This window comes from Pseudomonas sp. PDM13, from assembly GCF_025685765.1.
GTDB classification, from domain to species: Bacteria; Pseudomonadota; Gammaproteobacteria; order Pseudomonadales; family Pseudomonadaceae; genus Metapseudomonas; species Metapseudomonas solani.
In genome coordinates, this window is sequence record NZ_JAOTQU010000034.1 from 38,386 (window position 1) to 64,363 (window position 25,978).

Genomic DNA, 25,978 nt, shown 5'->3' on the forward strand with positions numbered 1-25,978 from the left:
CGTAGGGCGGGTGCAACCCGCGTGTGGCGCCGTGCCTGGATCGCCGGGTTTCACCCGACCTACGTGCTCCGTTCCATTCCCGGGCTGAAGCCCGGGCTATATCAGGCACGGCGTAGACCGTAGGTTGGCGCCGAGCGCAGCGAGGCCCAACGCAGCGGCCTTCACCCATTTCGCGAATGAACTCGCTCCCACGACGGTGGGTGGTGACGCGCCGTGGTTGCCGGGTTTCACCCGACCTACGCCCTGGGCGAATGAATTCGTCCCTACAACGCGTCTATCGCCACTTCCACCGCATCGCCGTTGACCCGTACCGGCCAGGTGCGCAGGCGTTGTTCGGGGTATTCCAGGCAGCTGCCGTCTTCCAGGCGGAAGTGCTGCTTGTACAGCGGCGAGGCGATCACCAGGTCACCCTTGAGCTGGCCGACGATGCCGCGGCCGATGACGTTGGCGCCGGATTTCGGGTCGCGGTTGTCGAGGGCGAAGACGCGCTCGCCGTCCGCCTGGGGCAGGTGGAAAAGGGCCACCTGCTCGCCATCGAGCCAGGCGACCACGCCGGAGTTGGCCACCAGGTCGTGGCGGCTGCACAGCGGGCGCCATTGGGTGGTGGTGGAGGTGTCGAGTTGCAGGGCGTTGGATGGGCTCATCAGAGTGCCTCCTCGGTGACGGGGATCAGGTGGAGTTCGCGTGCGCTGATCGGCCGGCGCTGGCCGCGTTCCTGCACGAAGTGGATGTCCGGGTCGCCGCGCCGGTCGTTGACGAAGGTGCGGAAGCGCTTGAGCTTCTCCGGGTCCTTCAGGGCGTTGGCCCATTCGCATTCGTAGCGGTCCACCACCAGCTGCATCTGCGCCTCCAGCTCGGCGCCCAGGCCCAGGCTGTCGTCGAGGATCACCGCCTTGAGGTAGTCCAGCCCGCCTTCCAGGCTCTCGCGCCACACCGAGGTGCGCTGCAGCTTGTCGGCGGTGCGCACGTAGAACATCAGCACGCGGTCGATGGCGCGCACCAGGCCCTCGTCATCGAGGTCGGTGGCGAACAGCTCGGCGTGGCGCGGGCGCATGCCGCCGTTGCCGCAGATGTAGAGGTTCCAGCCCTTTTCGGTGGCGATCACGCCGATGTCCTTGCTCTGCGCCTCGGCGCATTCGCGGGTGCAGCCGGAGACGGCGAACTTGATCTTGTGCGGCGAGCGCAGGCCCTTGTAGCGGTTCTCCAGGTGCAGGGCCATGGCCACGCTGTCCTGCACGCCGTAGCGGCACCAGGTGCTGCCGACGCAGGATTTCACCGTGCGCAGGGACTTGCCGTAGGCGTGGCCGGTCTCGAAGCCCGCGGCGATCAGCTCGCCCCAGATATCCGGCAGCTCGTGCAGCTGGGCGCCGAACAGGTCGATGCGCTGGCCGCCGGTGATCTTGGTGTAGAGGTCGTACTTCTTCGCCACCTGGCCGAGGACGATCAGCTTGTCCGGGGTGATCTCGCCCCCGGCGATGCGCGGCACGATGGAGTAGGTGCCGTTCTTCTGCATGTTGGCCATGAAGGTGTCGTTGGTGTCCTGCAGCGGCACCAGCGACGGGTCGGTGATGGACTGGTTCCAGCAGGACGCGAGGATCGAGCCCACCGCCGGCTTGCAGGTGTCGCAGCCGGTGTGGCCACGGCCGTGGCGGGCCAGCAGCTCCTCGAAGGTCTGGATGCCCTCCACCCGCACCAGTGCGTAGAGCTCCTGGCGGGTGTGGGCGAAGTGTTCGCACAGGCTCTTGTCCACGGCCACGCCCCGGGCGCTCAGCTCGTGCTCGAACACCTGCTTGAGCAGGGCGCTGCAACCGCCGCAGCCGGTGGCCGCCTTGGTCTGCGCCTTGAGTTCGCCGAGGTCGGTGCAGCCGGCGTCCACCGCGCAGCACACCGCGCCCTTGCTGACGTTGTGGCACGAGCAGATGGTGGCGCTGGCGGGCAGGGCGTCGGCACCCAGGGTCGGCGTGGCGTCGCCGAGGGGCAGGATCAGGCCCGAGGGCTCCGCCGGCAGCTTGATGCCGTTCTGGGCGTATTGCAGCAGGGTGTCGTAGTAGCTGTTGTCGCCCACCAGCACCGCGCCCAGCACGTGCTGGCCATCGGCGGACACCACCAGGCGCCGGTAGCTGGCGCTGGCTTCGTCGATGAAGCGGTAGCTGCGTGCGCCGGGGGTGGCGGCGTGGGCATCGCCGATGGAGCCCACGTCCACCCCCAGCAGCTTGAGCTTGGTGGACATGTCGGCGCCGGTGAAGGGCTCGTGGGGCTGGCCGGCCAGCAGCGCGGCGAGGTTGCGCGCCATGCTGTAGCCGGGGGCAACCAGGCCGAAGACGCTGCCGTTCCAGGAGGCGCACTCGCCGATGGCGAAGATCGCCGGGTCGCTGGTGCGGCAGTCGTTGTCGATCACCACGCCGCCGCGCGGCGCCACCTCCAGGCCGGCGGCGCGGCCGAGGGCGTCCTGGGGGCGGATGCCGGCGGAGAAGACGATCAGGTCGGTTTCGAGGAATTCGCCGTCATTGAACTGCATGCGGTAGGCGTATTCCTCGCCGACGACGATCTCCTGGGTGGCGCGCGACAGGTGCACGCCCACGCCCAGGGCTTCGATACGGGCACGCAGGGCGGCGCCGCCGTCGGTATCCAGCTGCACGGGCATCAGCCGGGGGGCGAACTCCACCACGTGGGCCTCCAGGCCCAGGGATTTCAGCGCGTTGGCGGCCTCCAGGCCCAGCAGGCCACCGCCCACCACCACGCCACGGCGGGCGCTGGCGGCGGCCTCGCGGATGCCGTCCAGGTCGTCCAGGGTGCGGTAGACCAGGCGCGAGCGGCCCTCGGCCCCGGGGATCGGCGGCACGAAGGGGTAGGAGCCGGTGGCCAGCACCAGGCGGTCGTAAGGCTGGCGGCCCGTCGCGGTGACCACCTCGCGGCGCTCACGGTCGATCTCCAGCACCGCCTCGCCCAGGTGCAGGTGCACGCCGTGGCGGGCATAGAGACCGGCGTCGCCCAGGGCCAGGGCCTCGGCATCCTTGCCGGCGAAGTATTCGGAGAGGTGCACGCGGTCGTAGGCGCGTTGGCGCTCCTCGCCGTAGACGTGCACCTGGTAGCGCGCCAGGGCACCGCGTTCGATCAACTGCTCCACGCAGTGGTGACCGACCATGCCGTTGCCGATGACGACCAGGATCTCGCTTTTGATCGGGGTGACGATGGCGTTCATGTGCCTTCCTCTGTCGAAGCCGCTGCCGGGGCGTGCGGAAAAAAACGCAAAAAAAAACGCCTGGAACCGTCTAGCGGCTCCAGGCGCCTTTGCCTGGTGTTCGTGTGGTGTGCGGAAGGGCCGCGCGGGCGTCGTTGCCCTGGCCCTCCGTCCCGGTGGGTGGGTCATCGGCGACCGCCCGGGAGGCTGCTGCGGGGTTGTCCCCTCAGTGCCGAGGTAGCAAAAGCAGGTTGCATGCCAGGTGCCGGGGCGGCGGATGCGCGAGGGGGATGCAGCCCTTGCGGGGCAAGGAATGCAGCGTTGCGAGGGGCGCTGGGGGTGGCGTGGATTCAGCCCGCTGCGGTGGCGCCTGGCTGAACCATAACGGGGCGGGTCGGCGCGCGCGTCCCTTTTTTGGAGCAGCGCGCCGGGGTGGTCACTTGAGCAGTTCGGGGTCGAGCATGTCGCATTCGAAGCTCAGCCAGCCGCCTTCGGCATTGGCGTCGCCACCGGTGATCGGGCCGTAGTAGGACAGGCCGTTGTTCAGGGTGATGCACACGTGGGTGGGCTCGTCCGGAGCGGCCAGTTGGCCGTTGAAGTGCACCTTCATCACGCCGGCGGTGACGGTCTCCAGGCCGATGTCCACGCCGGCGTTGTCCACCGCCTCGTTCTCGCGGCCGTGGTGTTCGGCGCTGACGGTCAGGGTGACGGTGTCCTGGTACATGGGGGATCTCCAACAGGGGAAGGGCGCGAGGCCGGAAGGCCGCTAGGTTATGTCAGCGCCGGGTGCGCGGCCATGGATGGCGGCGAAAAAAACGCGCGCCCGCACGTCAGATAGAGCGAACCCGGCCCGGCATGCTCCCTCGAACCCTCTACAGCCCTAGAGGAGAGACGTCATGACCCAACAGGCGAAAACCGAACCGCGAAACTGGCCCCGGCAAGACTCGCAGGGAGACATGCGTGGCCTGCCCGGCTACCCGAAAGCCACCGACAAGGCCCAGGGGCAACCCACGACCGGCGACGAGCTGGGCTTCGACCCGGACTCCCCGGACCTGGCCGACCCGCAGATCGACCCGCCCACACCGCCGCGCATCCCCACCGACAGCGCCCGGCCCGCCAAGCCCCGTGCGCCCGGCAAGCAATACCCGCCCTACGATTGAGCCGCGTATGCCCGTAGCCCGGGCTTCAGCCCGGGAGCGGTGGTGGATAAGGGCTTCGCGAGCAGAGCTCGCTCCTACGTCCGTGTCCCGGGTGGGCATTGGGTGGCGTAGGTCGGGTGCAATCGGACGATCCCGCGCACAGCGATTCGCAGGTCGCCCCGTAGCCCGGGCTTCAGCCCGGGGGCGGTGATGGGGGAGCGCTTCGCGAGCAGAGCTCGCTCCTACATCAGAGCCTCGGGCGGGCGCCGTTCCGCGCTCTACATGCCCAATGGCGCATGGGTCACCACGCGCAGGGCCAGGCCTTCGTAGCCATCCAGCTCCAGGCGCAGTTCGCCCTGTTCGGTGAGGTCGCCTTCCAGGCGCTCGTTGATCATGTCCACCACCGGACCCGGTGGGACGTTGGGCAGGACGATGACCTCGCTCAGCGGCTCGGCGCCGAAGTTCAGCGCGGTGACCTGGATGCCGCGGCCGGCCGGCAGCTCGTGGACCATCACCAGCAACGCCGGGTGCTGCGTCTCGGGGATGAGGATCTGCCGGCTCGACGCCACGCCGTAAGCGCGGCGCACCGCCAGCATGCGCCGCGCCTGGGCGGCGAAGGAGTCCGGGTCCTGCAGCTGCTCCACCAGGCTGCCGTAGAGGCTGCGGGCCTTGGGCAGGCCTTCGCTGGAGCGTTCGGCGCTGGGGTCGAGGTCGGCCAGGTCGTAGGCGCCGCGGTGGATCCAGCGTGTGTCGCCGTCGGCGAGCAATGCCTCCACCTGTTCGGGCGCCAGGGGCAGGGCGCCCACCAGGTCCCAGCCGGAGAGGGCGACGATGCCCGGCTGCATGGCGTTGAACATCAGCAGCAACAGGTGCACCTGGCGGATGCGCGCGATGTCCGTCGGGCCGATGGCGTCGAGGTCGGTGATACCCAGGGCGGCGGTGATGATGCTCACCGTGGTGCAGGCCACGCCGTTGGTGACGAACTTGAGGTTGTAGGGCGCATCCTTGCCGGCCAGGCGCTCGTACATCTCGCTGCGGATGTGCTCGCGAAGGATGGACCCCGGCAGGCTCTGGCCCTTGAACACATAGGTGTCGTTGGCGTGCAGGGTCCAGAAGTGCACCAGCTCCAGGGTCAGCTCGTCGTGGTTCTGCAGGGCGTGGATCAGCGAGGCCGGGTCGATGCCGAAAGCGTGCATCTGGTTGAGCATCAGGCGCAGGAACTCGGTGTCGCCGGTGAGCAGCGCGTGCTGGTAGGCGGGCCGGGTGATGAAGTCGTAGGAGAGGTCGGCGCCGCCCTGGGACATGGCGGCGATGTCGTCCAGGGTCAGGTTCAGTTCCTGGAAGCTGAAGCCGCCGGCCTTGCGGATCATGCCGCCGAGCAACTGGTTGCCGGTGACCGACAGCGGGTGGCTCTCCGACCAGGCGTTGCCCTGGGCGCGCCGCTCGACGCCGAGGAAGCCGTTGGCATCCAGGCGCAGCACACGGGCGCCGAGCACGTCGATGGAGTGCAGGGCGTCGCCGATGATCAGTTGCTGCGCGGCGAAGGTCGGGTCCAGCCAGTTCAGCGACGGCTGGCCCTCCTTGAAGTAGTGCAGGTACACCCAGCGCCGCAGCTTGCCGTCCACGCCCTTCACCGGCAGCGTGGCGCTCCAGTCGGTCTCCTTGACCCCGGGCTCGAAGAAGATCACCCGCTGCAACTGGCCCACCAGGTAGTTGCGGTCGCGCAGGGCGTCCACCGTTTCCGGCGACAGGTTCACCGCGTCGCGCCCCTCGGGCACCTCCGGCAGCAACGGCCAGTCGGCTTCCTGGATCTCCACCATGTGGTAGATGCCGGGGTAGTCGCCGTAGGCCATCTCCGCCAGGCGGAAATCGGCGCCCTTGCCGGTGTGGGCGGGGATGGTGTCGTCGATGGTCACCGCGTTGTGGGCGGCAGCCACGCGGCTGAGGTGCATCTGCTGCTCGTCGGTGCCGAAGCTCGGGTCGATATCCAGGCCGATGCGGTCGAAGTTGCCGTCCACGGTGGGGGTGTAGTCACGCCCGCGCAGCCCGCCGGAGCGCTTCAGCGGCCCGGTGTGGATGCCCTGGATGCCCAGGTCGGAGAAGGCCGCCCAGAGCCGTTCGTCCCCCAGGGCCTGGAGCACCGAGCCGCCCTCGGCGGTGATGATCGAGGCGGGGTAGACGGTCACCCAGACCGAGGCCACGGCTGTGACGCTGCGCGGGCGCGTCTGCGCATAGGGGTGCTGCCACAGGCGTGGCTGGCCGGCGTAGAGGCGCGCGCGCTGGCGCGCGGTTTCGAGCATGGAATGTTCGACCAGCCAGGTGACCTGGTCGCTGTCGTGGGTAGGCATCGCTCGCTCCCGGGTGGGTGGCCACCGGGAACCGGCCGGCGGCACTTCCCTTGTTGAGAGCGGCGTAGCGCGGGCTTTGTTCAGGTGATCTCAGACCACGCCCTGGCGCCTGAGCAATTCCAGCACCTGCACCAGGCTCGGCAATACGTCCAGGCACAGGGCGCGGGTCGCCTCGGGCGGCTGGCGCAGGTCCGGCACCATCAGCGTCGGCACGCCGGCAGCGTGGGCGGCGGCGACGCCGGGGATGGAGTCCTCGATGGCCAGGCAATGGCCGGGGCGGCGGTCGATATGCCGGGCGGCGAGCAGGTACAGGGCCGGGTCGGGCTTGCCCAGGGGCACGTCGTCACGGGTGGCGACGGCGTCGAAGTAATGGGCGATGCCGCCCAATTCCAGATGCTCCTCGGCGGTCTCGCGGCCGGAGGAGGTGGCGATGGCCATGGGCCGGCCGCTGGCGCGCATGGCTTCCAGCAGCGGTACCACACCGGCCTTCAGCGGCAGGCCGTTCTCCATGATCTTCGCCTTGTGGGCGAAGTAGGCGGCGCCGAAATCCTTGAGCGGGAAGTCATCGCCGTAATGGTCGAACAGGCGCTGGCGGTAGGCCGGCCAGTCGATGCCCACCAGCGCCTCGCACAGCTCGGCGGCGCCCACCAGGCCCAGGGCCTCGATGGCGGCCACGGTGCTCGCCAGGTTGATGCTCTCGGTATCCACCAGGGTGCCGTCCAGATCCAGCAGGAAACCTTCGATACGTGCCGCGTCCATTGCCTCTCCCCCGATGACTGCTGCAGGACGGGCGACAGAATCGCATCCACGGGCGGGCTGCGCCAAGGGGGAAGGGCTTGGGTGCCAGGCCCGGCCTCGCTTGGTGGACCGGTGAAGCGGGGTCCACCGACGGTGCGGCTTCCGGGCGCGTGCGTATCCGGCGCGGGTAGGGTGGATGACGCTTTTTTCATCCACCAGGCGGGGTCGATTGAAACCCCGGGCTGAAGCCCGGGCTACGGGCCATCCACCGGCACGGATCGGCCGTGGCTTTCTAGCCCTCCAGCGCCGCGAAGTAGCGGGCCGGCGGCATGCCCAGGGCCTTCTTGAACATGGTGATGAAGGCGCTCACCGATTCGTAGCCCAGCTCCCCCGAGACCCATTGCACCGTGGCGCCGCCGGCCAGCAGGCGCAGGGCGATCAGCAGGTGCAGTTGCTGGCGCCAGCGGCCGAAGCTGAGGCCGGTTTCCTTCAGCACCAGGCGCGCCAGGCTGCGTTCGCTCATGGCCACCCGCGCGGCCCACTGCGCCAGGGTGCCGCGGTCGGCCGGGTCGTCGGCCAGGGCCTGGGCGATCAGGCGGATGCGCGGGTCGTCGGAGATCGGCAGCAGGTGCCGCTCGCGGGGCATGCGTGCCAGCTCGGCGAGGAGGAAGCGCACCAGGTGGTCGGTGGCGCTGCCGGGCGGGTAGTCCCAGGGCAGCTCGGCCAGGTGGCGGATGCCTTCGCGCAGCAGCGGGGTGATGTTCAGGGTGCAGCACTCGTCCGGCAGCTCGGCGCAGCCGGGTTCGACGAAGAGGAACCAGATGTGCGCGTTGGCCGTGGCACGGTTGCTGTGGGGCGTACCGCCGGGCAGCCAGATGGCGCATTGCGGCGGCACCATCAGCATGGCGTTGGGCACCTCGCAGGTGAGGCCGCCGCGCAGGGCGATGATCAGCTGGCCCTTGCGGTGGCTGTGCATGGGCGCTTCGCTGCGGCTGTCGGAGGTGTCCACCTTCATCGCCACGGCGGGGCTGTGGGAGAGGTCCGGGTCGATGCGCAGGGCGCGTTCCAGTGACATGGCGAATTCTGGCCGGATTTGAAAATAGATCGGCAATATATCCAGATTCAGCCGGCGGGAGTAGGCCGTAACGTAGCGGCTTTCCCTTCGCTGGCCCTGTCCATGAACACCCGCACCTTCACCGCTTCGGTCGCCCGCCCCGTGCTGCTGATCCTCGGCATCCTGTTGATCGCCGCCAACCTGCGTGCCCCCGTCACCGGCGTGGCCCCGCTGCTGGGGCTGATCCAGCCGGAGTTCGGCCTGTCCAATGCCGAAGCCGGCATCCTCACCACCCTGCCGCTGCTGGCCTTCGCTCTGATCTCGCCGTTCTCCGCCATGCTGGCGCGGGAATACGGCCTGGAACCCACCCTGTTCGGCGCACTGCTGCTCATCGCCGGCGGCATCGTGCTGCGCTCGCTGGGTTCGGTCTGGTGCCTGTACCTGGGCACCTGGGTGATCGGCTCGGGCATCGCCGTGGGCAACGTGCTGCTGCCGAGCCTGCTCAAGCGCGACTTCCCCAACAGCATCGCCAGCCTCACCGGCGCCTACGCGGTGACCATGGGCGTCGCCGCCGCCCTGGCCTCCATGGTCGCGGTGCCCCTGGCCGGGGGCGCCGAGCATGGCTGGCGCCTGGCGCTGGGCGCGGTGATCGTCCTGCCGCTGCTGGCGATGGTGGCCTGGAGCCCGCAGCTCGCCCAGCACAGCGCGCCGGCCCAAGGCACGCCCGGGCCGCTGCATGGCGGGCCCATCTGGCGCTCGGCGCTGGCCTGGCAGATCACCCTGTTCATGGGCATCAACTCCTTCCTCTACTACGTGCTGGTGGGCTGGCTGCCGTCGATCATGGCCAGCGCCGGCTATTCCCCGGCCGAGGCGGGCACCGCCCACGGCCTGCTGCAACTGGCCTCGGCGTTGCCGGGGCTGGTGCTGGCGCCGCTGGTCAACCGCATGAAGGACCAGCGCCTTATCGCCCTGGCCATGGCCCTGCTGGCCGGTGTCGGGCTGCTCGGCCTGATGCTGGCGCCAGGCTGGTCGATCCTCTGGGCCATGCTCTTCGGCGCCGGGGCGGGCGCGGTGATCATCCTCGGCCTGACCTTCATCAGCCTGCGCGCCGGCAACCCCCAGCAGGCCGCCGCGCTCTCCGGCATGGTGCAGTGCGTGGGCTACCTGCTGGCCGCCTTCGGCCCACCGCTGATGGGCCGCCTGCACGACGCTGCCGGCGGCTGGGGCCTGGCGCTGGCCCTGTGCCTGGCGCTGTCCCTGGCCATGGCGGTGGCCGGGCTGCTGGCGGGCCGGGCGCGGCAGATCGGCTAGGGCAGGGCGGTCGTCGCCGGTTTTCCTTCCGTTGTGCAGCATCCCGGTGCGGCGGCGGGCTTCGCGCGCTAGGATGACGCTCCCCGAAAGACGGACCTTTCCCATGCGCTTCAAGACATTCATCGGCACCTGCCTGGCACTCCTCATCAGCGGCCCGGTGGCGGCGGCCCAGACGGTCGACCCCAACAGCGTGCGCCTCAACGACCGCGTGCACGAGCAACTGCCGGCGCCACTGCTGGCGCGCATCCGTGCGGTGACGCAGGTGTTCGAGCCCATCGACGGCATCAGCTACGAGCGGGCGGTGGACCTCTACAAGCGCGACGCCGACCCCGAGGCCAACCTGGTCATCTTCGAGGAGATGGCGCGGGTCTACCGCCAGTTCTGCGCCAGCCGCTGCAGCACGCCGGAGGAACGCATGGACGTGTACCGGTTGGTGCTGCTGCGCTCGATGTACAGCTCCGAGGAGACCCTGCGCCAGGCGCAGCTCGACGTGCTGTCGAAGGCGGAGGCGAAGGCCATCGTCGACGCCTATCGGCTCCGCGCTATCCCTATCACCGTAGAGAAACGCTAACAGGCTGCTGAAAAACTAGCTGCGTTGCCGCTGCAGCGTTGAAAACTCTCTCAAAATGCTCATTTACCCCACGTAAACTGCGCTTTTTCGGCCGTTTTCGCCTTGCATCGGCTGCCTCGCCTACGTTTTTCAACGGCCTGTAAACCAGCTCGCTGTTTACTCCACCGGCTCATAGGGCAACCCGACGTAGTTCTCGGCGATGCTGGTGCGCCCGGCCGCGGAGCCGACGAAGTAGTCCAGCTCGGCCTGCTGCATGCGCCGGCTGAAGGCGTCGGTGTCGGGGAAGCGGTGCAGCATCGAGGTCATCCACCAGGAGAAGCGTTCGGCCTTCCAGATGCGTTTCAGGCAGATCTCCGAGTGGCGCGCGGTCAGTTCATGGCGGCCTTCGCGGTACACGGCCAGGAGGATGCGGTGGAGGGTGCTGACGTCGCTGGCGGCGAGGTTCAGGCCCTTGGCGCCGGTGGGTGGGACGATGTGCGCGGCGTCGCCCACCAGGAACAGCCGGCCGTGCTGCATGGGCTCGACCACGAAGCTGCGCAGGGGCGCGATGCTCTTCTCGATGGACGGCCCGGTGACCAGACTCGCGGCCGTCTCGGCGGGCAGGCGGCGCTTGAGCTCCTCCCAGAAACGCGCGTCGGGCCAGTCCTCCACCCGCTCGTCCATGCCCACCTGCACGTAGTAACGGGTACGGGTCGGCGAGCGCATGCTGCACAGGGCGAAGCCGCGTTCGTGGGCGACGTAGATCAGCTCCTCGGCCACCGGCGGGGTGTCGGCCAGCACGCCGAGCCAGCCGAAGGGGTAGACCCGTTCGAATGCCTTGAGCACCCCGGCGGGGATGGACTGGCGTGCCACGCCGTGGAAGCCGTCGCAGCCGGCGATGTAGTCGCAGTCCAGGCGATGCACCTCGCCCCCGTGGGTGAAGGTGACGTGGGGGCTGTTGCCTTGCAGACCGTGCAGGGCGACGTCGGTGGCGCTATAGAAGGTCGGCGCGCCGCAGGCCTGGCGGGCCTCCATCAGGTCACGGGTGACTTCGGTCTGACCGTAGATCATCACCGTGCGGCCGCCGGTGAGGCCCTTGAGGTCGATGCGTTCGCGGCGGCCGTCGAAGGCCAGTTCGAAACCGTCGTGGACCAGCCCTTCGCGGTCCATGCGCGCGCTGACGCCGGCTTCGCGCAGCAGCTCGACCATGCCCTGTTCCAGCACGCCGGCACGGATGCGGCCGAGCACGTGGTCGGCGGACTGGCGTTCGAGGATGACGTTGTCGATACCGGCCTTGTGCAGCAGTTGGCCGAGCAGGAGGCCGGAGGGGCCGGCGCCGATGATGGCGATGCGAGTCTTCATTGTTGTTGTCCTCATGGGGCCTAGGTCGACACGCCGCCGGGCCCGCTGTTGTTGTATGCCCCTGTATTTTTGGTGGATGGCGGGTGCCTTTGAAGGCACTATCCAGTTGGTTTCATGGACTTTCCGAGGGTGTCATGCCGCAGCATTCCCCGGTCCCGGTGTTCCGCCTCTATGGCGAGACCGACGCCTGGCCGACGCCGGACCTGATCCATTGCGAGTCGATTCCCGCGCGCAGCGCCCTGCATGACTGGGACATCCGCCCCCATCGCCATGGCGAGTTGGTGCAGTTGCTCTACGTGCAGGGCGGCACCGCAGAGCTGGAGGTGGAGGGCGTGGTCAGCCGCGTGGACGTGGCTGCGTTGCAGGTGGTGCCGGCGCTCTGTGTGCACGGTTTCCGCTTCTCGGAAGACATCCGTGGCTATGTGCTGAGCCTGGCGCTGCCGCTGGTGGAGCAGCTCGGCGCGGCCCTCGACGAGCCGCCGCTGGCCCGCGCCGCCTGCTACCCCGTGGCGGGGCAGAAGCGCTACCTGGATGCGCTGTTCGAATCCCTGGCCCAGGAATACGCCGAGCAGGCACCGGGGCGCGAGCTGATGCTGCAATCGCTGATCAGCGCGCTGCTGGTGTGGGTGGGGCGCCGCTCCCTGGCGCTGTCCCGCGCCGAGGCGCCGGTGCAGGACCGTGGCCGCGAACACCTGCAGGGCTTCACCCGCCTGCTCGAAGCCCATTACCGCGAGCACCGCCCCATCGACTGGTACGCCGCCGCCCTCGGCATCAGCGCCGCCCACCTCAACGCCCTGTGCCGGCGCCTGGCCGGGCAATCGGCCTTGCAGATGATCAGCGCCCGCCTGCTGCTGGAGGCCAAGCGCTGCCTGGTCTACACGGCCATGACCATCAACCAGGTCTCCGACAGCCTGGGCTTCTCCGAACCGGCCTACTTCTCGCGCTTCTTCAAGCGCGGCACCGGGCAATCACCCAAGGCATTCCGCATACGGCGGTAGGGGCGACTTCAGTCGCCAAGCAGGCCGCAGGACTGCCCTGGCTCCGTACTCCCCGGTGGCACCGTCTGGTGGACGAAAAGAGCGTCGTCCACCCGCATGGGTTGGCTTCGTGGTTTGGGCAGGGCGCCGTAGGGCGGGTGAAACCCGCGAGGTCAGCTCGCCTGGCTGTGCAGGCCGTCGTCGATTGTCTTGGCCTTGATGCCGAAGCGGCGCTGGAGCTGGGCGCTGCCCTTGGGGGTGATGCGCAGGGCGCGGGAGTCGAGGTGGCGGGTGAGCCAGCCGCGCTTGAGCATCAACTCCAGCAGCAGCGCGCCGAGGGCGCCGCCCAGGTGCGGGGCGCGTTGGCTCCAGTCCATGCAGGGGTAGGCGAGGCGGCGGCGTTGCTGGTGCAGGCCGTCGAGGTCCAGGCCCAGTTCGGCCAGGGCGTCGGCGCCGCTGGCGGTGAGACGGTAGTCGCGGCCATCGGCTTCGATCCAACCGGAGCCCAGCAGCACGTCGTGCAGTTTCACCGCCAGCTCACCCGCGCAGTGGTCGTAACAGGTGCGCGCATAGCGCAGGGCGGATGGGGTGGAGGGCTTGAAGGTGGGGCGGGGCAGGTCGGAGACGATCAGCAGCGCTTCCAGCGCCGTGGCCACCCGGGCGTTGGCCAGCCGGTAGTAGCGGTGGCGGCCCTGGACCAGCATCTCCACCAGGCCGCTGTCACGCAGGCGGGCGAAGTGGCTGCTGGCGGTGGAGGCGCTGATGTCGGCGACGGCGGCCAGCTCGGTGGCGGTGCGCGCGTGGCCGTCGAGAAGGCTGCAGAGCATCCGCGCGCGAGCAGGGTCGGCGATGGCCCCGGCGATGCCGGAGAGCTGGTGGTCGGCGGTCTGTGCATCCATGTTTCGATGGCCCTCGAAGTGTCCCTTTTGCGCCTGAGCATACTGCCATTCACTCACTGGACGGGAATGGAGTGTGCACATGAAAACCTCGGATTTTTTCGGCGCCAGGGTGGTACTGGCGACCTTCGTACTGGCCATGTTCGGCTGGGGCATCGGCTTCTACGGGCCGCCCATCTACCTCTATGCGGTGATCCAGCGCACCGGCTGGTCGGTGGAGCTGTGCTCGGCAGCGGTCACCCTGCATTTTCTCGCCGGCACCCTGGTGATCGCCAACCTGCCACGGCTCTATGGGCGCTTCGGGATTCCCCGGGTCACCGTCACGGGCACCCTGTCGCTGGTGCTGGGGGTGTTCGGCTGGGCGGTGGCGGTGCAGCCCTGGCAGCTGTTCCTGGCGGCGACCCTGAGCGGCTTGGGCTGGGTGACGCTGGGGGCGGCGGCGGTGAACGCGATCATCTCGCCCTGGTTCGTGGCGAAGCGCCCGGCGGCGCTGGCCATGGCCTATAACGGCGCGAGCCTGGGCGGGGTGGTGTTTTCCTCGGCCTGGGTCTTCCTGATCGCGCGCCTGGGGTTCGCGCCGGCATCGCTGCTGGTGGGCGCGCTGGCGTTGCTGGTGATCGGATTCTGCGCCTGGCGGGTGTTCCGCTTCACGCCGGAACGCCTCGGCCAGCAGCCCGATGGCCTGGATGCGCCGAGCGCTGCTGTCGCCCAGGTCGCCCCGGCGCGCACGCTGGCAGGACGCGCGCTATGGACTGACCGGCGCTTCCTCAGCCTGGCGGCGGGCATGGCCCTGGGGCTGTTCGCGCAGATCGGCCTGATCGCCCACCTGTTCCTGCTGCTGGTGCCCCGGCTGGGTGAGCAGCAGGCCGGGCTGGCCATGGGCCTGGCGACCCTGTGCGCCATAGTCGGGCGCACCCTGGTGGGCGCCTGCATCCGCCCCGGCACCAACCGGCGCACGGTGGCTTGCATGAGCTATGGGGTGCAGTTGCTGGGTTGCCTGGCGTTGCTGATGGCCGATGCCCATGTGGTGCTGGTGTGGCTGGGCGTGGCGCTGTTCGGGGTGGGGATCGGCAATGCCACCTCCTTGCCGCCGCTGATCGCCCAGAGCGAGTTCGAGCGTGGCGACGTGCCCCGCGTGGTGGCGTTGATCGTGGCCATGGCCCAGGGCTGCTACGCCTTTGCCCCGGCCATCTTCGGCGTGTTGCTGGCGATGGGCGATGCGGCTGCAGCGTCCAGCGCGTTGTTCATCGGCGCTGGCGCCGTGCAGCTGCTGGCGATCCTGGCGCTGAGCCTGGGCGCCGCGCGGGGCGTGACGGCTGCCGCCCGGCAACAGGCATTGGGGCGTTGAATGGCCCTTGGAAGGCCCGTGCTCCCTGGCGGCACCGATTGGTGGACGAGAAGAGCGTCGTCCACCCGCATCGGTCGGCGTGGTGGCTTGGGTGGGCCGTTTACCAGTGGAAGGAGACCGAGCCCAGCAGGCTGCGTTCTTCGCCCCAGTAGCAGCGCCCGGCGTTGTTGCAGCCGGCGACGTATTCCTTGTCGAGGAGGTTCTTGGCGTTCACCTCGGCGGACCAGTTGTCGTTGATGGTGTAGCCGACGGCGGCGTCCAGCAGGGTCACGTCGCCGGTGTCCAGGCGGCCGTAGAGCGAGGCGGCGGTGTAGGCGAAGGTGCTGTCGAAGTGGCGCACGCCACCGCCGATGCGCAGGCCCTTGAGGGCGCCGTCGAGGAAGCGGTAGCTGGCCCAGGCCGAGGCCTGGTTGCGCGGTACGCCGGTCATCTGGTGGTCTTCGAGCAGCGAGCCCTGGGCGTCCTTGGTGATGCGCGAGTCGGTGTAGGTGTAGGCGGCGGTGAGGTTGATGTTCTCGGTGACGTCGCTGTTGAGTTCCAGCTCCACGCCCTTGGCGCGGCTCTCGCCCACCTGGCGGTAGTCGTTGGCGGCGCTGTCGAAGATCACGTCATCGGTCTTGCGCAGGTCGTAGACGGAGGCGGTGAAGGAGGTGTTCCAGCCCTTGGGCTCGTACTTGATGCCGGCCTCGTACTGCTCGGCGGTGGTCGGGTCCAGGGGGCCGGAGCGGCTGGAGGTCTGCTGGGTCGGGGCGAAGGCCGTGGAGTAGCTGACGTAGGGCGAGAGGCCGTTGTCGAACTGGTACATCAGGCCGGCCTGCCAGGTGAAGTCGGTGTCCCAGTAGTCGAGGTCGGCGGCGGCGTTGGTGGTGCCGGGCTTGTTGCGGTACTGGCTGTTGACGCGGTCGAGGCGGCCACCGAGCAGCAGCACCCAGTTGTCGTAGCGGGTCTGCAGCTGGCTGTAGGCGGCGTACATCGACTGGTCGAGCTGGGCGTTCTGGATGTGCACCGGGGTGGTTGGGGTGCTGGTCCAGACCGGGTTGAAGACGTTGATCAGGCCGCCGGCGCCGGCGTCCCAGTTCTGGTTGAACGAGGTGCGGTCGAGGCTGGCGCCGAGCAGCACGGTGTGGTCGAAATCGCCGCTGGCGAAGTGGCCTTCGAACTGGTTGTCCAGGGAGTAGGCGATGGACTTGTTGGTGCGGTCGTAGGCGGTGTAGGCGAGGGTGGTGCCGAAGCCGCCGGCGTTGAGGCTGCCGGGCCACATCTCGTGGCGGTCGATGCGCGACTGCATGTAGCGCGAGTTCTGGCGGAACTGCCAGGTGTCGTTGAGCTGGTGGGAGAACTCGTAGCCCAGGGTCCAGGTCTCGCGCTCGAACTTGTCCCAGTCGGGGTGGCCGAGCAGGGTGTCCTTGTCGATCTTGCCGTTGGGGTTGTGCAGCAGGGTGCCGGCGGCAGGGTAGCCCAGCTCCATCAGGGTGCGGTCGCGCTGGTAGGTCGACAGCAGCGTCAGCGAGGTGGCGTCGCTGAGGTTGAGGGTCATGGACGGGGCGATGTAGAGGCGGTCGTCCGGCTGGCCGTCGACCTGGCTGTCGGCGTTGCGGCCCAGCATCACCAGGCGGCCGAGGACGTTGTCGCCTTCGCTCAGCGAGCCGGAGACGTCGATGCCCAGCTGGCGGCGGTTGTTGCTGCCGTAGGTGAGCTCGACCTCGCCGCGCGGGTTGGCGGTGGGGCGCTTGCTGACCATGTTGACCACGCCACCCGGGGCGTTCTCGCCGTACAGGATCGAGGTCGGGCCGCGGAACACCTCGACCCGCTCCAGGCCATAGGGCTCGCTGCTGGTGTCGTAGCGGTTGCCCTGCACGCGCAGGCCGTCGCGGAGCAGGCCGTAGCCCCAGTCGGTGGCGTTGAAGCCACGGACGAAGAACAGGTCGCCGGCCTGGCCGTCACCGGCGGCGAAGGGCGGCGCGAAGATGCCGGGCACGTAGCCGAGCACGTCGGTAAGGGTCTGGGATTTCTGGTCTTCCATGCGCTGGCGGGTGACCACGGACACCGAGCGCGGCGTGTCGGCCAGGGCGGTGGCGGTCTTGCCGGCGGTGGTGCTGACTTCGGCGCGGTAGCCACGGTCGGCCTGGCCCAGGCCGCTGGCGAGGCCGGCGCCGACGATGGAGGTCGGGTCCAGTTGCATCACGCCGTCCTGGGGGGCCGGCTGCAGGACGTAGCCGCCGTTGCCCTGGTCGATGGCGCGCAGGCCGCTGTTCTGCAGCAGCAGGGCGAGGCCCTGGGCGACGCTGTAGCGGCCGTGCAGGCCGGCGCTGGTCTTGCCGGCGGCCAGGCTGTTGTGGCCGGCGAGGTAGATGCCGGCCTGGCTGCTGAATTCGTTGAGCGAGGCGACCAGGGGGCCCGGGGCGATGTCGTACTGACGCTCGGCAACGCCCTGTTGCGCGGTTTCGGCCTGGGCCAGCGAGGCGGGCAGGGCCAGTTGCGCGGCGCCGAGCAGGGCGACCGGGATGGCGAGCGCGAGCGGCCGCAGGGCGAAACGGAGGGTCGGGTTGGCGAGCAGTTGCATGGTGTCCCCTGGAAATGTTCGGTGGCGGATGGCGTTGTTGTCTGGTTGAACCGAACGAGAAATGGAAAAGGGAACCGCTCGTTGAAAATTATTTTCCGGGGCGTCGGCGTGACGGGGTCAGCGGGGTGTTCAGGCGGGCTCAACGCTGAGCCACCAGTCGGTAAGGCGTTGCACGCGGATGGGCAGGGCGGCGCTGAGCAGTTCCAGCGCCTGCTCGGTGTCGCCCAGGGGGAAGGCGCCCATCACCGGTAGCTGGGCGACCGCCGGGTGGCAGCCGAGGTGGCCGTGGCGGTAGCGGGCGAGGGCGGTTATCAGCTCGCCCAGGGGCATGTCGTCGGCCACCAGCACCTGGCGGGTCCAGGATTCGCCGGCGAGTTGCACCGGGGCCGGGGTGCCGAGGGACAGGCCGTCGAAGTCGATCCGCTGGCCGGCCTCGATGACGCTGAGCTGGCCGCTGTCGGCGGTGCGCACTTCCACCGCGCCCTGGTAGACGCTGAGGCGGGTGATGCCGTCGTCCTGGCGCACGCCGAAGCGCGTGCCGAGGGCGTGCAGGCGGCCGTGCTGGTTTTCCAGCAGGAAGGGCTGTGTCGCATCCTTGGCGGTGTCGATCAGCACTTCGCCGAAGCGCAGCCGCAGCAGGCGCTGTTCGGTGTCGAAGGCGGCGTCCACGGCGCTCTGCGCGCGCAGCCACAGGTGGCTGCCGTCGGCCAGCAGGGTTTCGCGGGTTTCGCCGGTGCCGGTGACGAAGTCCGCCGACCAGCCGGCCACCAGGCGCGGCAGCGGCGTGGTACGCCAGGTGCCCCAGCCGAGCAGCGAGCCGGCGCCCACCACCAGCAGGGTCTTGAGGCCCTGGCGGCGGCTGATGCGGCGCGGGTCGTCACGGAGCATGCGGCTGGCCAGCTCGCGCTCGCCGCCGGCTTGCAGCGGGGCGAAGCGCTGGCCCACCCGCTCGACGTAGCGCCAGGCATCGCGGTGTTCGGGTTGCTGGTCGAGCCAGGCCTGCCACTGCGCCCGCAGCTGGGCGCTGGGGGCGTCGTCGTGGAGCAGCACGTACCAGTTGGCGGCCTGTTGCAGGCTGGCGTGGCTGAGGGTGCGTTCCGGGCTGGCCATGCCGCTCATTCCACCAGCAGGCCGTCGAGCTCTGCCTCCAGTACCGCGCAGTGGAGGAAGGCCTGGGCCAGGTACTTCTTCACCATGCGTTCGGAGACGCCGATCGCCAGGGCGATCTCGCGGTAGGGCATGTCGTCCAGCTGGGCCATGAGGAAGGCGCGGCGCACCTTGTGCGGCAGGCGCAGGAGCATGGCGTCGACTTCGTGCAGGGTCTCGATGATCAGCGCCTGCTGCTCGGGGGAGGCTTGCAGCGGTTCCGGGCGGGCGGCCATGGCCTCCAGCCAGTCCTGCTCCAGCTGCCGGCGCCGCCAGTGGTCGATGCACAGGCCGCGGGCGATGGTGGCCAGGTAGGAGCGCTCGCCCGTGGCGCCGTCGAAGGTGCGGGGCCGCAGCAGCACGCGCAGGAAGGTGTCCTGCATCAGGTCGGCGGCATCGAAGCCGCTGCCCAGGCGACGGCGGAGAAAACCCAGCAGCCAGGCGGAATGGCTCAGGTAGAAATCGTGGAAGGGGGCGTTGGTCGACGGCATCGAGAGCGGGGTGTCCGGCGCGGGATGCGCTCGTTCGCGAATGAGAATTAGTGGCAACTATACGGATCGGCTTTACGCCCCGCAATGCGTCTTCGTCGTTGCCCTTCTCTCCGGGTTCGCTACCCCGTGCCCTGGCGTCGGGCCCTGGCGGGCCCCGCCTGGGTGCCGCCGCTGGTGCTGGCGGTCAGCGCGACAGGCCGCGCCGTTCCATGCCACGTGCGGCGTTGCCCAGTTGCAGCGGCGAGCCGATGAAGCCCGGCAGTTCGCCCAGCTTGCGCTGCTTGCACATGGCATCCACGCAGGCCACCAGGAGCATCTCCTCGGCCACCTCGCGGATCAGGCAGCGGATGCGTCGCTGGCTGAAGGCCGCCTCGCCATCGAACTCGCGGCTCAGCTCCTGCACGCCGCCCTTGCTCAGGGTCAGCAGCCACTTGCCGTCACTGCGCGGGGTGATGGCGACGGCGTGGTCGGGAAAGGCTTCGTAGATTTCCTTGATGGCGGTGAACATGGGCTGTGCCTCCATTGTTTTAGTCAGCGGAGCAGCCTGTTGCAGCCGCCGTGCCAACCGGGCACGGGCCGCCAGCCCAGCAGAATCAAGCCATTGGCTATAAGCGTAGCGCCGGCACCCGTGCAAAGTGCATGAGCGGCTCCTTCGGGCCTTGGCAATTTGCAAGGTGCGGGGAGGGGGTCAGTCGGCGTCGCGGGGCGGCGCTTCCACCAGTTGCGGCTGCAGCAGCTCGGCGATGCGGTCGCGCACGCTTTGCTCGGGCTCGCGGTCGAGGGTGCGCCGCAGCAGTTGCAGGGCGTCCGCCGGCCATTGGTTGCGGCCCCAGGCGGCGAGGGTCTTGAGGGCCATGTGGCGGTTGCGCACCACCGGGCTGGCGAGGCCGGTGGCGACCAGGTCCCAGCCCTGCACGGGGAAGTGGCCGAGGTCCTGGAGGATGAAGTCCAGCGCGCTGTGCTGGCGGTACTCCGGGCCCAGGCCGAGGGCGTTGCTCGGGCCGCTGGCGATGTGTTCGAGGTCCAGCTGCTGGCGCGCCAGGTCGATAACCCGGGCGATGCGCTGCGGGTCGCTGGTCTGCATCAGCTGGTACCAGGCCGAGGAGCGCTGGCTGCGCTGGCGTTCGTACCAGGCGTCCCAGGGGTCGATGTCCAGGCGCTTGCCGGCGTGGGCGGCGAGCCAGAAGGCGCGTTCCTCTTCCTGCTCCAGGCCGGCGTGCACCAGCGCCGACCAGTGCGGGTCGTTGCGGATGGCCTCGGCGCGGCGGGCGATGTCGCCGCGGCTGGCCTGGGTCCAGCCGTGGCCGGCGAGGCCGTCCCAGTCCTGGTTGGGGTCGCGGACGAAGTCGAGGATGCCCTCCACCGCGAGGAAGTGCCCCAGGTGGCGCGGCGACCGCCGGGCCAGGTGGTCGAGCAGGTGCAGCACCGCTTCGGTGCCGTCGGCGTAGTCGTTGATGTCCCGCGCGGGGCCGCCGTTGATCAGCGCTTCGATCATTTCCACGGCGCCGTCGAGCAGGGCGTCGTCCACGTCCTGGCCGCTGAGGGCCGCCAGCAGGTTGCCGCCCACGGCGCAGGGGTAGGCGAGGTACTCCACCATCACCGAGTTCTGGTAGCCCTCGCGCAGCAGCCAGTCCTGCACGGCGGGCGAGGGGTTCTCGGCGAGGCGCTCCACCAGGTGGATGCGCCCCCAGCCCCGCACCTTGCGCGCCAGCGCCCACCAGGCGCGTTCGCGTTCCGGCGGTGCCAGGGTGTGGCCCAGGGCGATGGTGGCGAAGAGGGTGAATTCCTCGTGCTGGCCGAAGGTGAGGAACAGCTCGCGCTGGCTGCCGCTGTCCAGCACGCCGAGCAGGGCCAGGGCGAACTTCACCGCGCCACGGTCCGGGCTGCTGCGTGCCAGCCACAGGGCCAGGGCGTGGAGCCGCGCGCGGGGCAGGCCGGGGCGCTGCTGCAGGCGCTCGACGAGCTGGTCGATGAAGCCGAGCACGCTGCCGTCGGCCACCAGCTGGTAGAGGCGGGCCATGTGGCGGGTGGGGTCGTCGAGGGTGGCGAGCAGGGCGGCCATCACCTCGTCGGCGGTGTCCACGTCATCGGCCGAGGCATGGTGGCCGAGTACGCCGTCGAGGGCGCCGGGGGCCCAGCGCAGTTCGCTACCGGTACCGGGTGGCGCCTCGTCGGGCAGGGTGATTTCGCTGTTCGGCAGGCCCTCGGGGCTGTCGGCATAGGCGGCGAGGAAGGCGTACAGGCTGGGGCGCTCGATGGCCCAGGGAATGGGGTAGCCCTGCGTCTGGCCCTTGTCGTCCCTGACGATGCGGAAGAAGGTGGCGATCCAGTTTTTCATCGTGTGTGACGGCGACTGCGAAAAAAGCACCTCTTACCGCAACCACCGGCTCGCGGCAATCGCGGCGCGTCAGGAGCACGACACAGTCGACGCGGTTCAGGCGGCGTTGCGTTCACGCACCTCGCCGAGCATGCGTTGCAGTTCGGCCACCAGCAGCGCCTGGCAGCGCAGCAGGCGCGGGGCGTCGTCGCCGGCCTGGCGCAGCGCGTTGCAGGCGCGCAGCAGCCCCGTTGCATCGACGGTGCAGGCGAGCCCGGAGAGGCGATGCACGCATTGGCCGACAAGGTCCTGGCGCGCTGGCGACAGGGGCATGGCCAGGCGCTGCAGCTCGTCTTCGAGGTTGCGTGCCAGCTCGCTGAGCAGACGTTTGGCGAGTGTCGGGTCGAGGCCTTCCAGGTGACCGAGGTCGAAGGCCGGGGCAGGGGACTGTGCCTGGACGGCAACCGGATCGCCTCCGGCCAGGGCGGCCTCCAGGCGCGCCAGGGTCACGGGCTTGACCAGCAGTTCGTCCATGCCCGCCTCGCGGCAGCGTTCGGCCTCGCCGGCCAGGGCGCTGGCGCTGTAGCCGATGATCCGCTGGCGCGCGCGGCCGATCTCACGTTCACGCTCGCGCACGGCGCGGGTCAGTTCGTAGCCGTCCATGTCGGGCATGTTGCAGTCGGTGATCAGCAGGTCGAAGTCGTCCGCGGCCCAGGTGGCCAGGGCCTGGCGCGCGTCGGTCAGCACCTGGGCACTGTGGCCGAGGCTGTGCAGCTGCTGTTGCAGCACCAGGGCGTTGATGGAGAGATCGTCCACCACCAGCACCCGCAGGCCCGGGGTGTTTTCATCGGCTGGCCGCGATGCCGGGCGATGCTGCCCGGAGGGGGCGGGGCGCCAGTCCAGGGGCAGTTCGAGGGTGACGCGGCAGCCCTGGCCCGGTTCGCTGTCGAGGCCGATGCGGCCGCCCATCAGTTGCACCAGCTGACGGCAGATGTGCAGGCCGAGCCCCGAGCCGCCATGCAGCTGGGTGACTTCGGCGCAGCCCTGGCGGTAGGGCTCGAAGATCCGCGCCTGCACGCTGTGGGGAATGCCGATGCCGTCGTCCACTACATAGAGGGTGAGCAGGCTGCTGCCCGGGGCGGTGTCCCGCAGGTGCCCTTGCAGGCGCACGCTGCCGGCACCGGTGAACTTGATGGCGTTGGCCAGCAGGTTGTGCAGCACCTGGCGCAGGCGCAGCGGGTCGACGCGGTACAGGCGGTGGTCCGGCAAGGGGCAGTCCAGTTGCAGCGCCAGGCCCTTTTCCTGGGCGCGGGCGGCGAACAGCTCCAGGCACTCCCGCAGCAGCGCGGCCAGTTCCACCGGGCGTGGCGCCAGTTGCATGCGCCCGTTCTCGATGCGGTCGAGGTCGAGGATGTCGCCCACCAGGTCGATCATCGCGTCGGCGGACTGGCGGGCGATGCGCAGGTTGCTCGACCCCGGGCGGGCACGGCTTTCCAGCTCCAGCAGGCCCACCAGGGCGTTGAGCGGGGTGCGCAGCTCGTGGCTCATGGTGGCGAGGAAGCGGCCCTTGGCCGCGCTGGCGTCGAGGGCCTGGCGCTGGGCATCGCGCAGGCGGGTTTCCAGCTCCTTGCGGTCGCTGATGTCGATCCAGCCGCCAAGCACGCCGAGCAACTTGCCCCGGGCGCTGTAGAAGGGCACCTGCCACTGGTACAGGTGGCGCGGCTCGCCGGCCTCCTCGGTGCAGCTGTCGAAGAAGCGCGGCTGGCGGCTTTCCAGCACCTCCAGCATGCCGCCTTCGAGGGCATCCGCCAGGGCGCGGCACATGCCCTGCTGGCGCGGCGTGGTGCCGTGCATTTCGTCCTGGGAGCTGGCGAAGAACTGCTCGTAGGCGCGGTTGCAGCTGCTCAGGCGGCCTTGCAGGTCACGCACGTAGAGGGGCGTGGGCTGGCCGTTGAGCAGGGAGAACTGGAAGGCCAACTGGTCGCTGAGCTGGGCCTGGGCCGCCTGGCGTTGGCGCACCTGGCGTTGCAGGCGCCAGTTCCACAGCAGCGAGAGGATGATCACCACCAGTACCAGCACCAGCAGGTGGCCGAGGTTCTCCGGCATCTCGTGGCGCAGGGGCGGTGAGGGTTCGGGGGTGTCCAGGGGCCAGGTGACCGAATAGGCCCAGGCGCGGGACGTGGCGGTGAGGCACAGGCCGAGCAGGGCCAGGGCGCGCAGGGTGAGCGTGGGCATGTCGCGTTCCTCAGGCCAGGCCGTTTTCCTGGATGTAGAGGAACAGCGCGGCGTTGGTGTCCAGGCCGAGCTTGCGCATGGCGCTGGTTTTCTGCGCGCTGATGGTCTGCTTGCTGCGGCACAGGCGCTGGGCGATTTCGCCGATGGCCAGGCCGCTGCCGTACAGGCGCAGCACCTCCGCCTCGCGGGGGGAGAGTTCGTCGAAGCGCGCCAGGGGCTTGCCGTGGGCGGCTTCACCGACCTGCAGCAGGTGGCGCAAGGAAGCGGAAACGAAGGGGCGCGTGGCGCTGGCGCCCAGGGCGCGAGGCAGGTCGGCGAGCAGCCCGCGCTTGCTCACCAGGCCCTGGATGCCGAGCTTGAGCAGGGAGGCGGCCAGGGCCGGGTTGTCGAGCATGGTGACGACGATGATCGCCAGCTGCGGGTAGCGTCGGCGCAGTTGCTCGATCAGGCGCAGGCCGTCCGCCTGGTGGCTGTCCGGCATCATCAGGTCGGTGACCAGTAGCTCGCAGGGGTGGCTGGCGAGCTGGTCCAGCAGGCCGTCGGCGCTGTGGGCTTCGCCGACGATCTGCAACGAGCTTTCGCGGCTCAGCAGGGCGCGCAGGCCGATCAGGGTGATGGGGTGGTCGTCGACTATCAGGGTACGTCTGTGCATCTGCTACCGGCGCTCGCTGGGTGGGGGCGGCGCACATGGTAGGGATGGCGGGGGCGCAGGAAACGGACCCCGGCTGCAGTTGGGTAGGAATCGGAGCAATCCGACATTTGTCGTCGGGCGCTTCCCACCGGGGTGCTGAAGTCTTACGGAAAAGTGATGGGCGTCGGGAATGGGACGACGCCCTTCAGGGGTGGCAGTGCTTACTGGACCTGCTGCTGGGGCGGCTGGATGGCGTTGTCCAGTGCCGCGATCATCGAGCCCACCAGGCCCGGTTGCTGCTGTTCGGCGTTCTGCAGGATGGGCGCCAGGCCGGCGATGCGCTCGGCGGCGGGGCCGCTGCCCCGGTTGGCGGCCACGGCGAACCAGGTGTAGGACTCCAGCTCCGGCTGGGTCGAGGGGTATTCGCCGCTGAGCAGCTTCTCGGCGTAGAGGACCATGGCGTCGAGGTCACCGGAGAGGGCGGCTAGCTTGGTGGCTTCGGCGGCGGCTTCGTTTTCGGCGGGCTCGGCGTTCAGGGCGATGGCGGTGGCGTCGCGCTCGGCCGGTGCGGCGATGCTCGGCGCCAGGCACGGCAACGGTTCGTGGGCCTGGGCCACCGAGGCTTCGATGGGCTGGCCTTCCTGCTGACGCAGGGCGAGCTGGTAGAGCGGGCCGGAGACGCTGTCGCCGGCGTCGCTGGCCACCTTGAGCAGGGCCAGGCCGCGCTCGGGGTTGTTGAGGAAGGGCTCGCAGGTGTTGAGGTAGAGCAGGCTGACTTCACGCAGGGCGCGGTCGCTGCTGCGGGCGGCCTTCTCCATCAGGCGTGTGCCGTATTCCACGTCCTGCTGCACGCCGGTGCCGCGCAGGTAGTTCCAGGCCAGCACGCGGCTGGCCTCGGCGCTGCCCAGGGCATCGGCCTGGCTGAGGTGGTCGAGGGCCGCGGCCTGGTCGGTGGGCACGCCTTCACCGCTGAGGTAGTGGCGGGCCAGCTCGTAGTGGGCGCGGGCGTTGCCGGCGTCGGCGGCTTCCTGCAGGCGCGCCAGCATGGTTTCGGTGTCGCCGATCTGCTCGGCGACCATGGCCTGGGCCAGCGCTTCCTGGGCCGGCTCCGGGCGCGGCTCGATATTGCGCGTGCTGCCTTGCACCTCGTCCGGGTCTTCGGCAACCCACACCAGCGGCGCCTCGTAGCTGGGCACGCCGTAGACCGGGTCTTCCGGCGGCAAGGGGTGGTTGCCCGACACCACGGCGGGCTTGGATTTGAGCGGCTGGAAGCCGGAGCTGCAGCCGGCGGCGAACACGGCGGCGAGCAGAAGCAGGGTAAAACGCATCTTCATGGGAACGTTCGGAGCCTTGAAACCATTGCGGGAGACGGGTCGGAGGCTGCATAGCATTCCAGAGTGCGGCGCCCGATCCAAGCTGCAGAGCGGAATTGAGGGTGCCGTACGTCAGGCTGGCGAGGCGGGGTGGGGGCTTTGCGCATGGGTGGGCCAGTTGGTGGGCTGAAGCGCGCCCTTGTGGGAGCGGCTTCAGCCGCGAAAGACCCGCCGCCGGCACTGGGCGGCGAGTGCGCGGGTGCTCCATCGCGAATGAATTCGCTCCCACCGAGGGGAGCGGGGACGGCTTCTGATGGGGCTGGGGGCGACGCTGGTGGGCTGAAGCCCACCCTACGGCGCGTGCCCTTGTGGGAGCGG

General features: G+C 69.5%; 21 protein-coding genes. 5 read left to right on the forward strand and 16 right to left on the reverse strand.

From position 1 onward, the window contains the following. Positions 1-263 precede the first annotated feature (263 nt). The 3 genes from nirD to OEJ36_RS27190 form a co-directional block, all read right to left on the reverse strand. On the reverse strand, positions 264-644 hold the full coding sequence (gene nirD, locus OEJ36_RS27180; RefSeq protein WP_263404164.1) for a nitrite reductase small subunit NirD: 381 nt from the start codon (positions 642-644) through the stop codon (positions 264-266). Next, positions 644-3,202, reverse strand: a complete 2,559-nt coding sequence (gene nirB / locus OEJ36_RS27185; RefSeq protein WP_263404165.1) for a nitrite reductase large subunit NirB — start codon at positions 3,200-3,202, stop codon at positions 644-646. Before nirB ends, nirD begins: the two co-directional genes overlap by 1 nt. A gap of 415 nt (positions 3,203-3,617) precedes the next feature. Further along, positions 3,618-3,905, reverse strand: a complete 288-nt coding sequence (locus tag OEJ36_RS27190; RefSeq protein WP_263404166.1) for a hypothetical protein — start codon at positions 3,903-3,905, stop codon at positions 3,618-3,620. Between the two features lie 232 nt (positions 3,906-4,137). Here OEJ36_RS27190 and OEJ36_RS27195 point away from each other — a divergent pair, with 232 nt between their 5' ends. Beyond that, entirely contained in the window at positions 4,138-4,341 is a 204-nt protein-coding gene (locus tag OEJ36_RS27195; protein WP_263404167.1) for a DUF6021 family protein, read from the forward strand. Between the two features lie 257 nt (positions 4,342-4,598). Here OEJ36_RS27195 and treS read toward each other — a convergent pair whose 3' ends face one another. From treS to OEJ36_RS27210, 3 genes are all read right to left on the reverse strand, one after another. After that, complete coding sequence (treS, locus tag OEJ36_RS27200; RefSeq protein ID WP_263404168.1) at positions 4,599-6,668, reverse strand: maltose alpha-D-glucosyltransferase; 2,070 nt, start codon at positions 6,666-6,668, stop codon at positions 4,599-4,601. A gap of 90 nt (positions 6,669-6,758) precedes the next feature. Next, positions 6,759-7,427: an HAD family hydrolase gene (locus tag OEJ36_RS27205; RefSeq protein ID WP_263404169.1), complete on the reverse strand. Its 669-nt coding sequence runs from the start codon at positions 7,425-7,427 to the stop codon at positions 6,759-6,761. 271 nt (positions 7,428-7,698) lie between these two features. Then, positions 7,699-8,481: an AraC family transcriptional regulator gene (locus OEJ36_RS27210; RefSeq protein ID WP_263404170.1), complete on the reverse strand. Its 783-nt coding sequence runs from the start codon at positions 8,479-8,481 to the stop codon at positions 7,699-7,701. Positions 8,482-8,583: 102 nt separating this feature from the next. Here OEJ36_RS27210 and OEJ36_RS27215 point away from each other — a divergent pair, with 102 nt between their 5' ends. Then, positions 8,584-9,771, forward strand: coding sequence for an MFS transporter (locus tag OEJ36_RS27215; protein WP_263404171.1), 1,188 nt, complete (start codon positions 8,584-8,586; stop codon positions 9,769-9,771). A 103-nt stretch (positions 9,772-9,874) separates the two neighbouring features. Further along, positions 9,875-10,342 (forward strand): hypothetical protein, encoded by a 468-nt coding sequence (locus tag OEJ36_RS27220; RefSeq protein ID WP_263404172.1) that lies wholly within the window; start codon positions 9,875-9,877, stop codon positions 10,340-10,342. Between the two features lie 156 nt (positions 10,343-10,498). Here OEJ36_RS27220 and pobA read toward each other — a convergent pair whose 3' ends face one another. After that, positions 10,499-11,683 (reverse strand): 4-hydroxybenzoate 3-monooxygenase, encoded by a 1,185-nt coding sequence (gene pobA, locus OEJ36_RS27225; RefSeq protein WP_263404173.1) that lies wholly within the window; start codon positions 11,681-11,683, stop codon positions 10,499-10,501. Between the two features lie 134 nt (positions 11,684-11,817). Here pobA and OEJ36_RS27230 point away from each other — a divergent pair, with 134 nt between their 5' ends. Further along, complete coding sequence (locus OEJ36_RS27230; protein ID WP_263404174.1) at positions 11,818-12,681, forward strand: helix-turn-helix domain-containing protein; 864 nt, start codon at positions 11,818-11,820, stop codon at positions 12,679-12,681. A gap of 152 nt (positions 12,682-12,833) precedes the next feature. Here the strand turns inward: OEJ36_RS27230 and OEJ36_RS27235 are convergent, their stop codons facing one another. Further along, entirely contained in the window at positions 12,834-13,559 is a 726-nt protein-coding gene (locus OEJ36_RS27235; RefSeq protein ID WP_263404175.1) for a metalloregulator ArsR/SmtB family transcription factor, read from the reverse strand. A gap of 79 nt (positions 13,560-13,638) precedes the next feature. Here OEJ36_RS27235 and OEJ36_RS27240 point away from each other — a divergent pair, with 79 nt between their 5' ends. Then, positions 13,639-14,904, forward strand: coding sequence for an MFS transporter (locus OEJ36_RS27240; RefSeq protein WP_263404176.1), 1,266 nt, complete (start codon positions 13,639-13,641; stop codon positions 14,902-14,904). A gap of 100 nt (positions 14,905-15,004) precedes the next feature. On the opposite strand, the gene OEJ36_RS27245 is transcribed toward OEJ36_RS27240, so the two are convergent. The 8 genes from OEJ36_RS27245 to OEJ36_RS27280 all read right to left on the reverse strand — a co-directional run bounded on the left by OEJ36_RS27245 (position 15,005) and on the right by OEJ36_RS27280 (position 25,621). Then, positions 15,005-17,467 (reverse strand): TonB-dependent siderophore receptor, encoded by a 2,463-nt coding sequence (locus OEJ36_RS27245; RefSeq protein ID WP_263404177.1) that lies wholly within the window; start codon positions 17,465-17,467, stop codon positions 15,005-15,007. A 129-nt stretch (positions 17,468-17,596) separates the two neighbouring features. Continuing rightward, positions 17,597-18,577, reverse strand: coding sequence for a FecR domain-containing protein (locus OEJ36_RS27250; RefSeq protein ID WP_263404178.1), 981 nt, complete (start codon positions 18,575-18,577; stop codon positions 17,597-17,599). Positions 18,578-18,582: 5 nt separating this feature from the next. Continuing rightward, a complete protein-coding gene (locus OEJ36_RS27255) occupies positions 18,583-19,104 on the reverse strand; it encodes a sigma-70 family RNA polymerase sigma factor (RefSeq protein WP_021220946.1) in 522 nt (173 codons plus the stop codon). 184 nt (positions 19,105-19,288) lie between these two features. Continuing rightward, positions 19,289-19,612, reverse strand: a complete 324-nt coding sequence (locus tag OEJ36_RS27260; protein ID WP_043245918.1) for a hypothetical protein — start codon at positions 19,610-19,612, stop codon at positions 19,289-19,291. Between the two features lie 180 nt (positions 19,613-19,792). Then, positions 19,793-21,442: a hypothetical protein gene (locus OEJ36_RS27265; RefSeq protein ID WP_263404179.1), complete on the reverse strand. Its 1,650-nt coding sequence runs from the start codon at positions 21,440-21,442 to the stop codon at positions 19,793-19,795. 96 nt (positions 21,443-21,538) lie between these two features. Further along, complete coding sequence (locus OEJ36_RS27270; protein ID WP_263404180.1) at positions 21,539-23,656, reverse strand: ATP-binding protein; 2,118 nt, start codon at positions 23,654-23,656, stop codon at positions 21,539-21,541. Positions 23,657-23,666: 10 nt separating this feature from the next. Next, a complete protein-coding gene (locus OEJ36_RS27275; protein WP_263404181.1) occupies positions 23,667-24,308 on the reverse strand; it encodes a response regulator in 642 nt (213 codons plus the stop codon). A 200-nt stretch (positions 24,309-24,508) separates the two neighbouring features. Beyond that, positions 24,509-25,621, reverse strand: coding sequence for a tetratricopeptide repeat protein (locus OEJ36_RS27280; RefSeq protein WP_263404182.1), 1,113 nt, complete (start codon positions 25,619-25,621; stop codon positions 24,509-24,511). Positions 25,622-25,978: the final 357 nt, after the last annotated feature.

What these genes read in the sequence shown, in the direction of transcription:
- nirD (WP_263404164.1), bottom strand. Translation starts at nt 644, where the DNA reads ATGAGCCCATCCAACGCCCTGCAACTCGACACCTCCACCACCACCCAA.
- nirB (WP_263404165.1), bottom strand. Translation starts at nt 3,202, where the DNA reads ATGAACGCCATCGTCACCCCGATCAAAAGCGAGATCCTGGTCGTCATC.
- OEJ36_RS27190 (WP_263404166.1), bottom strand. Translation starts at nt 3,905, where the DNA reads ATGTACCAGGACACCGTCACCCTGACCGTCAGCGCCGAACACCACGGC.
- OEJ36_RS27195 (WP_263404167.1), top strand. Translation starts at nt 4,138, where the DNA reads ATGCGTGGCCTGCCCGGCTACCCGAAAGCCACCGACAAGGCCCAGGGG.
- treS (WP_263404168.1), bottom strand. Translation starts at nt 6,668, where the DNA reads ATGCCTACCCACGACAGCGACCAGGTCACCTGGCTGGTCGAACATTCC.
- OEJ36_RS27205 (WP_263404169.1), bottom strand. Translation starts at nt 7,427, where the DNA reads ATGGACGCGGCACGTATCGAAGGTTTCCTGCTGGATCTGGACGGCACC.
- OEJ36_RS27210 (WP_263404170.1), bottom strand. Translation starts at nt 8,481, where the DNA reads ATGTCACTGGAACGCGCCCTGCGCATCGACCCGGACCTCTCCCACAGC.
- OEJ36_RS27215 (WP_263404171.1), top strand. Translation starts at nt 8,584, where the DNA reads ATGAACACCCGCACCTTCACCGCTTCGGTCGCCCGCCCCGTGCTGCTG.
- OEJ36_RS27220 (WP_263404172.1), top strand. Translation starts at nt 9,875, where the DNA reads ATGCGCTTCAAGACATTCATCGGCACCTGCCTGGCACTCCTCATCAGC.
- pobA (WP_263404173.1), bottom strand. Translation starts at nt 11,683, where the DNA reads ATGAAGACTCGCATCGCCATCATCGGCGCCGGCCCCTCCGGCCTCCTG.
- OEJ36_RS27230 (WP_263404174.1), top strand. Translation starts at nt 11,818, where the DNA reads ATGCCGCAGCATTCCCCGGTCCCGGTGTTCCGCCTCTATGGCGAGACC.
- OEJ36_RS27235 (WP_263404175.1), bottom strand. Translation starts at nt 13,559, where the DNA reads ATGGATGCACAGACCGCCGACCACCAGCTCTCCGGCATCGCCGGGGCC.
- OEJ36_RS27240 (WP_263404176.1), top strand. Translation starts at nt 13,639, where the DNA reads ATGAAAACCTCGGATTTTTTCGGCGCCAGGGTGGTACTGGCGACCTTC.
- OEJ36_RS27245 (WP_263404177.1), bottom strand. Translation starts at nt 17,467, where the DNA reads ATGCAACTGCTCGCCAACCCGACCCTCCGTTTCGCCCTGCGGCCGCTC.
- OEJ36_RS27250 (WP_263404178.1), bottom strand. Translation starts at nt 18,577, where the DNA reads ATGGCCAGCCCGGAACGCACCCTCAGCCACGCCAGCCTGCAACAGGCC.
- OEJ36_RS27255 (WP_021220946.1), bottom strand. Translation starts at nt 19,104, where the DNA reads ATGCCGTCGACCAACGCCCCCTTCCACGATTTCTACCTGAGCCATTCC.
- OEJ36_RS27260 (WP_043245918.1), bottom strand. Translation starts at nt 19,612, where the DNA reads ATGTTCACCGCCATCAAGGAAATCTACGAAGCCTTTCCCGACCACGCC.
- OEJ36_RS27265 (WP_263404179.1), bottom strand. Translation starts at nt 21,442, where the DNA reads ATGAAAAACTGGATCGCCACCTTCTTCCGCATCGTCAGGGACGACAAG.
- OEJ36_RS27270 (WP_263404180.1), bottom strand. Translation starts at nt 23,656, where the DNA reads ATGCCCACGCTCACCCTGCGCGCCCTGGCCCTGCTCGGCCTGTGCCTC.
- OEJ36_RS27275 (WP_263404181.1), bottom strand. Translation starts at nt 24,308, where the DNA reads ATGCACAGACGTACCCTGATAGTCGACGACCACCCCATCACCCTGATC.
- OEJ36_RS27280 (WP_263404182.1), bottom strand. Translation starts at nt 25,621, where the DNA reads ATGAAGATGCGTTTTACCCTGCTTCTGCTCGCCGCCGTGTTCGCCGCC.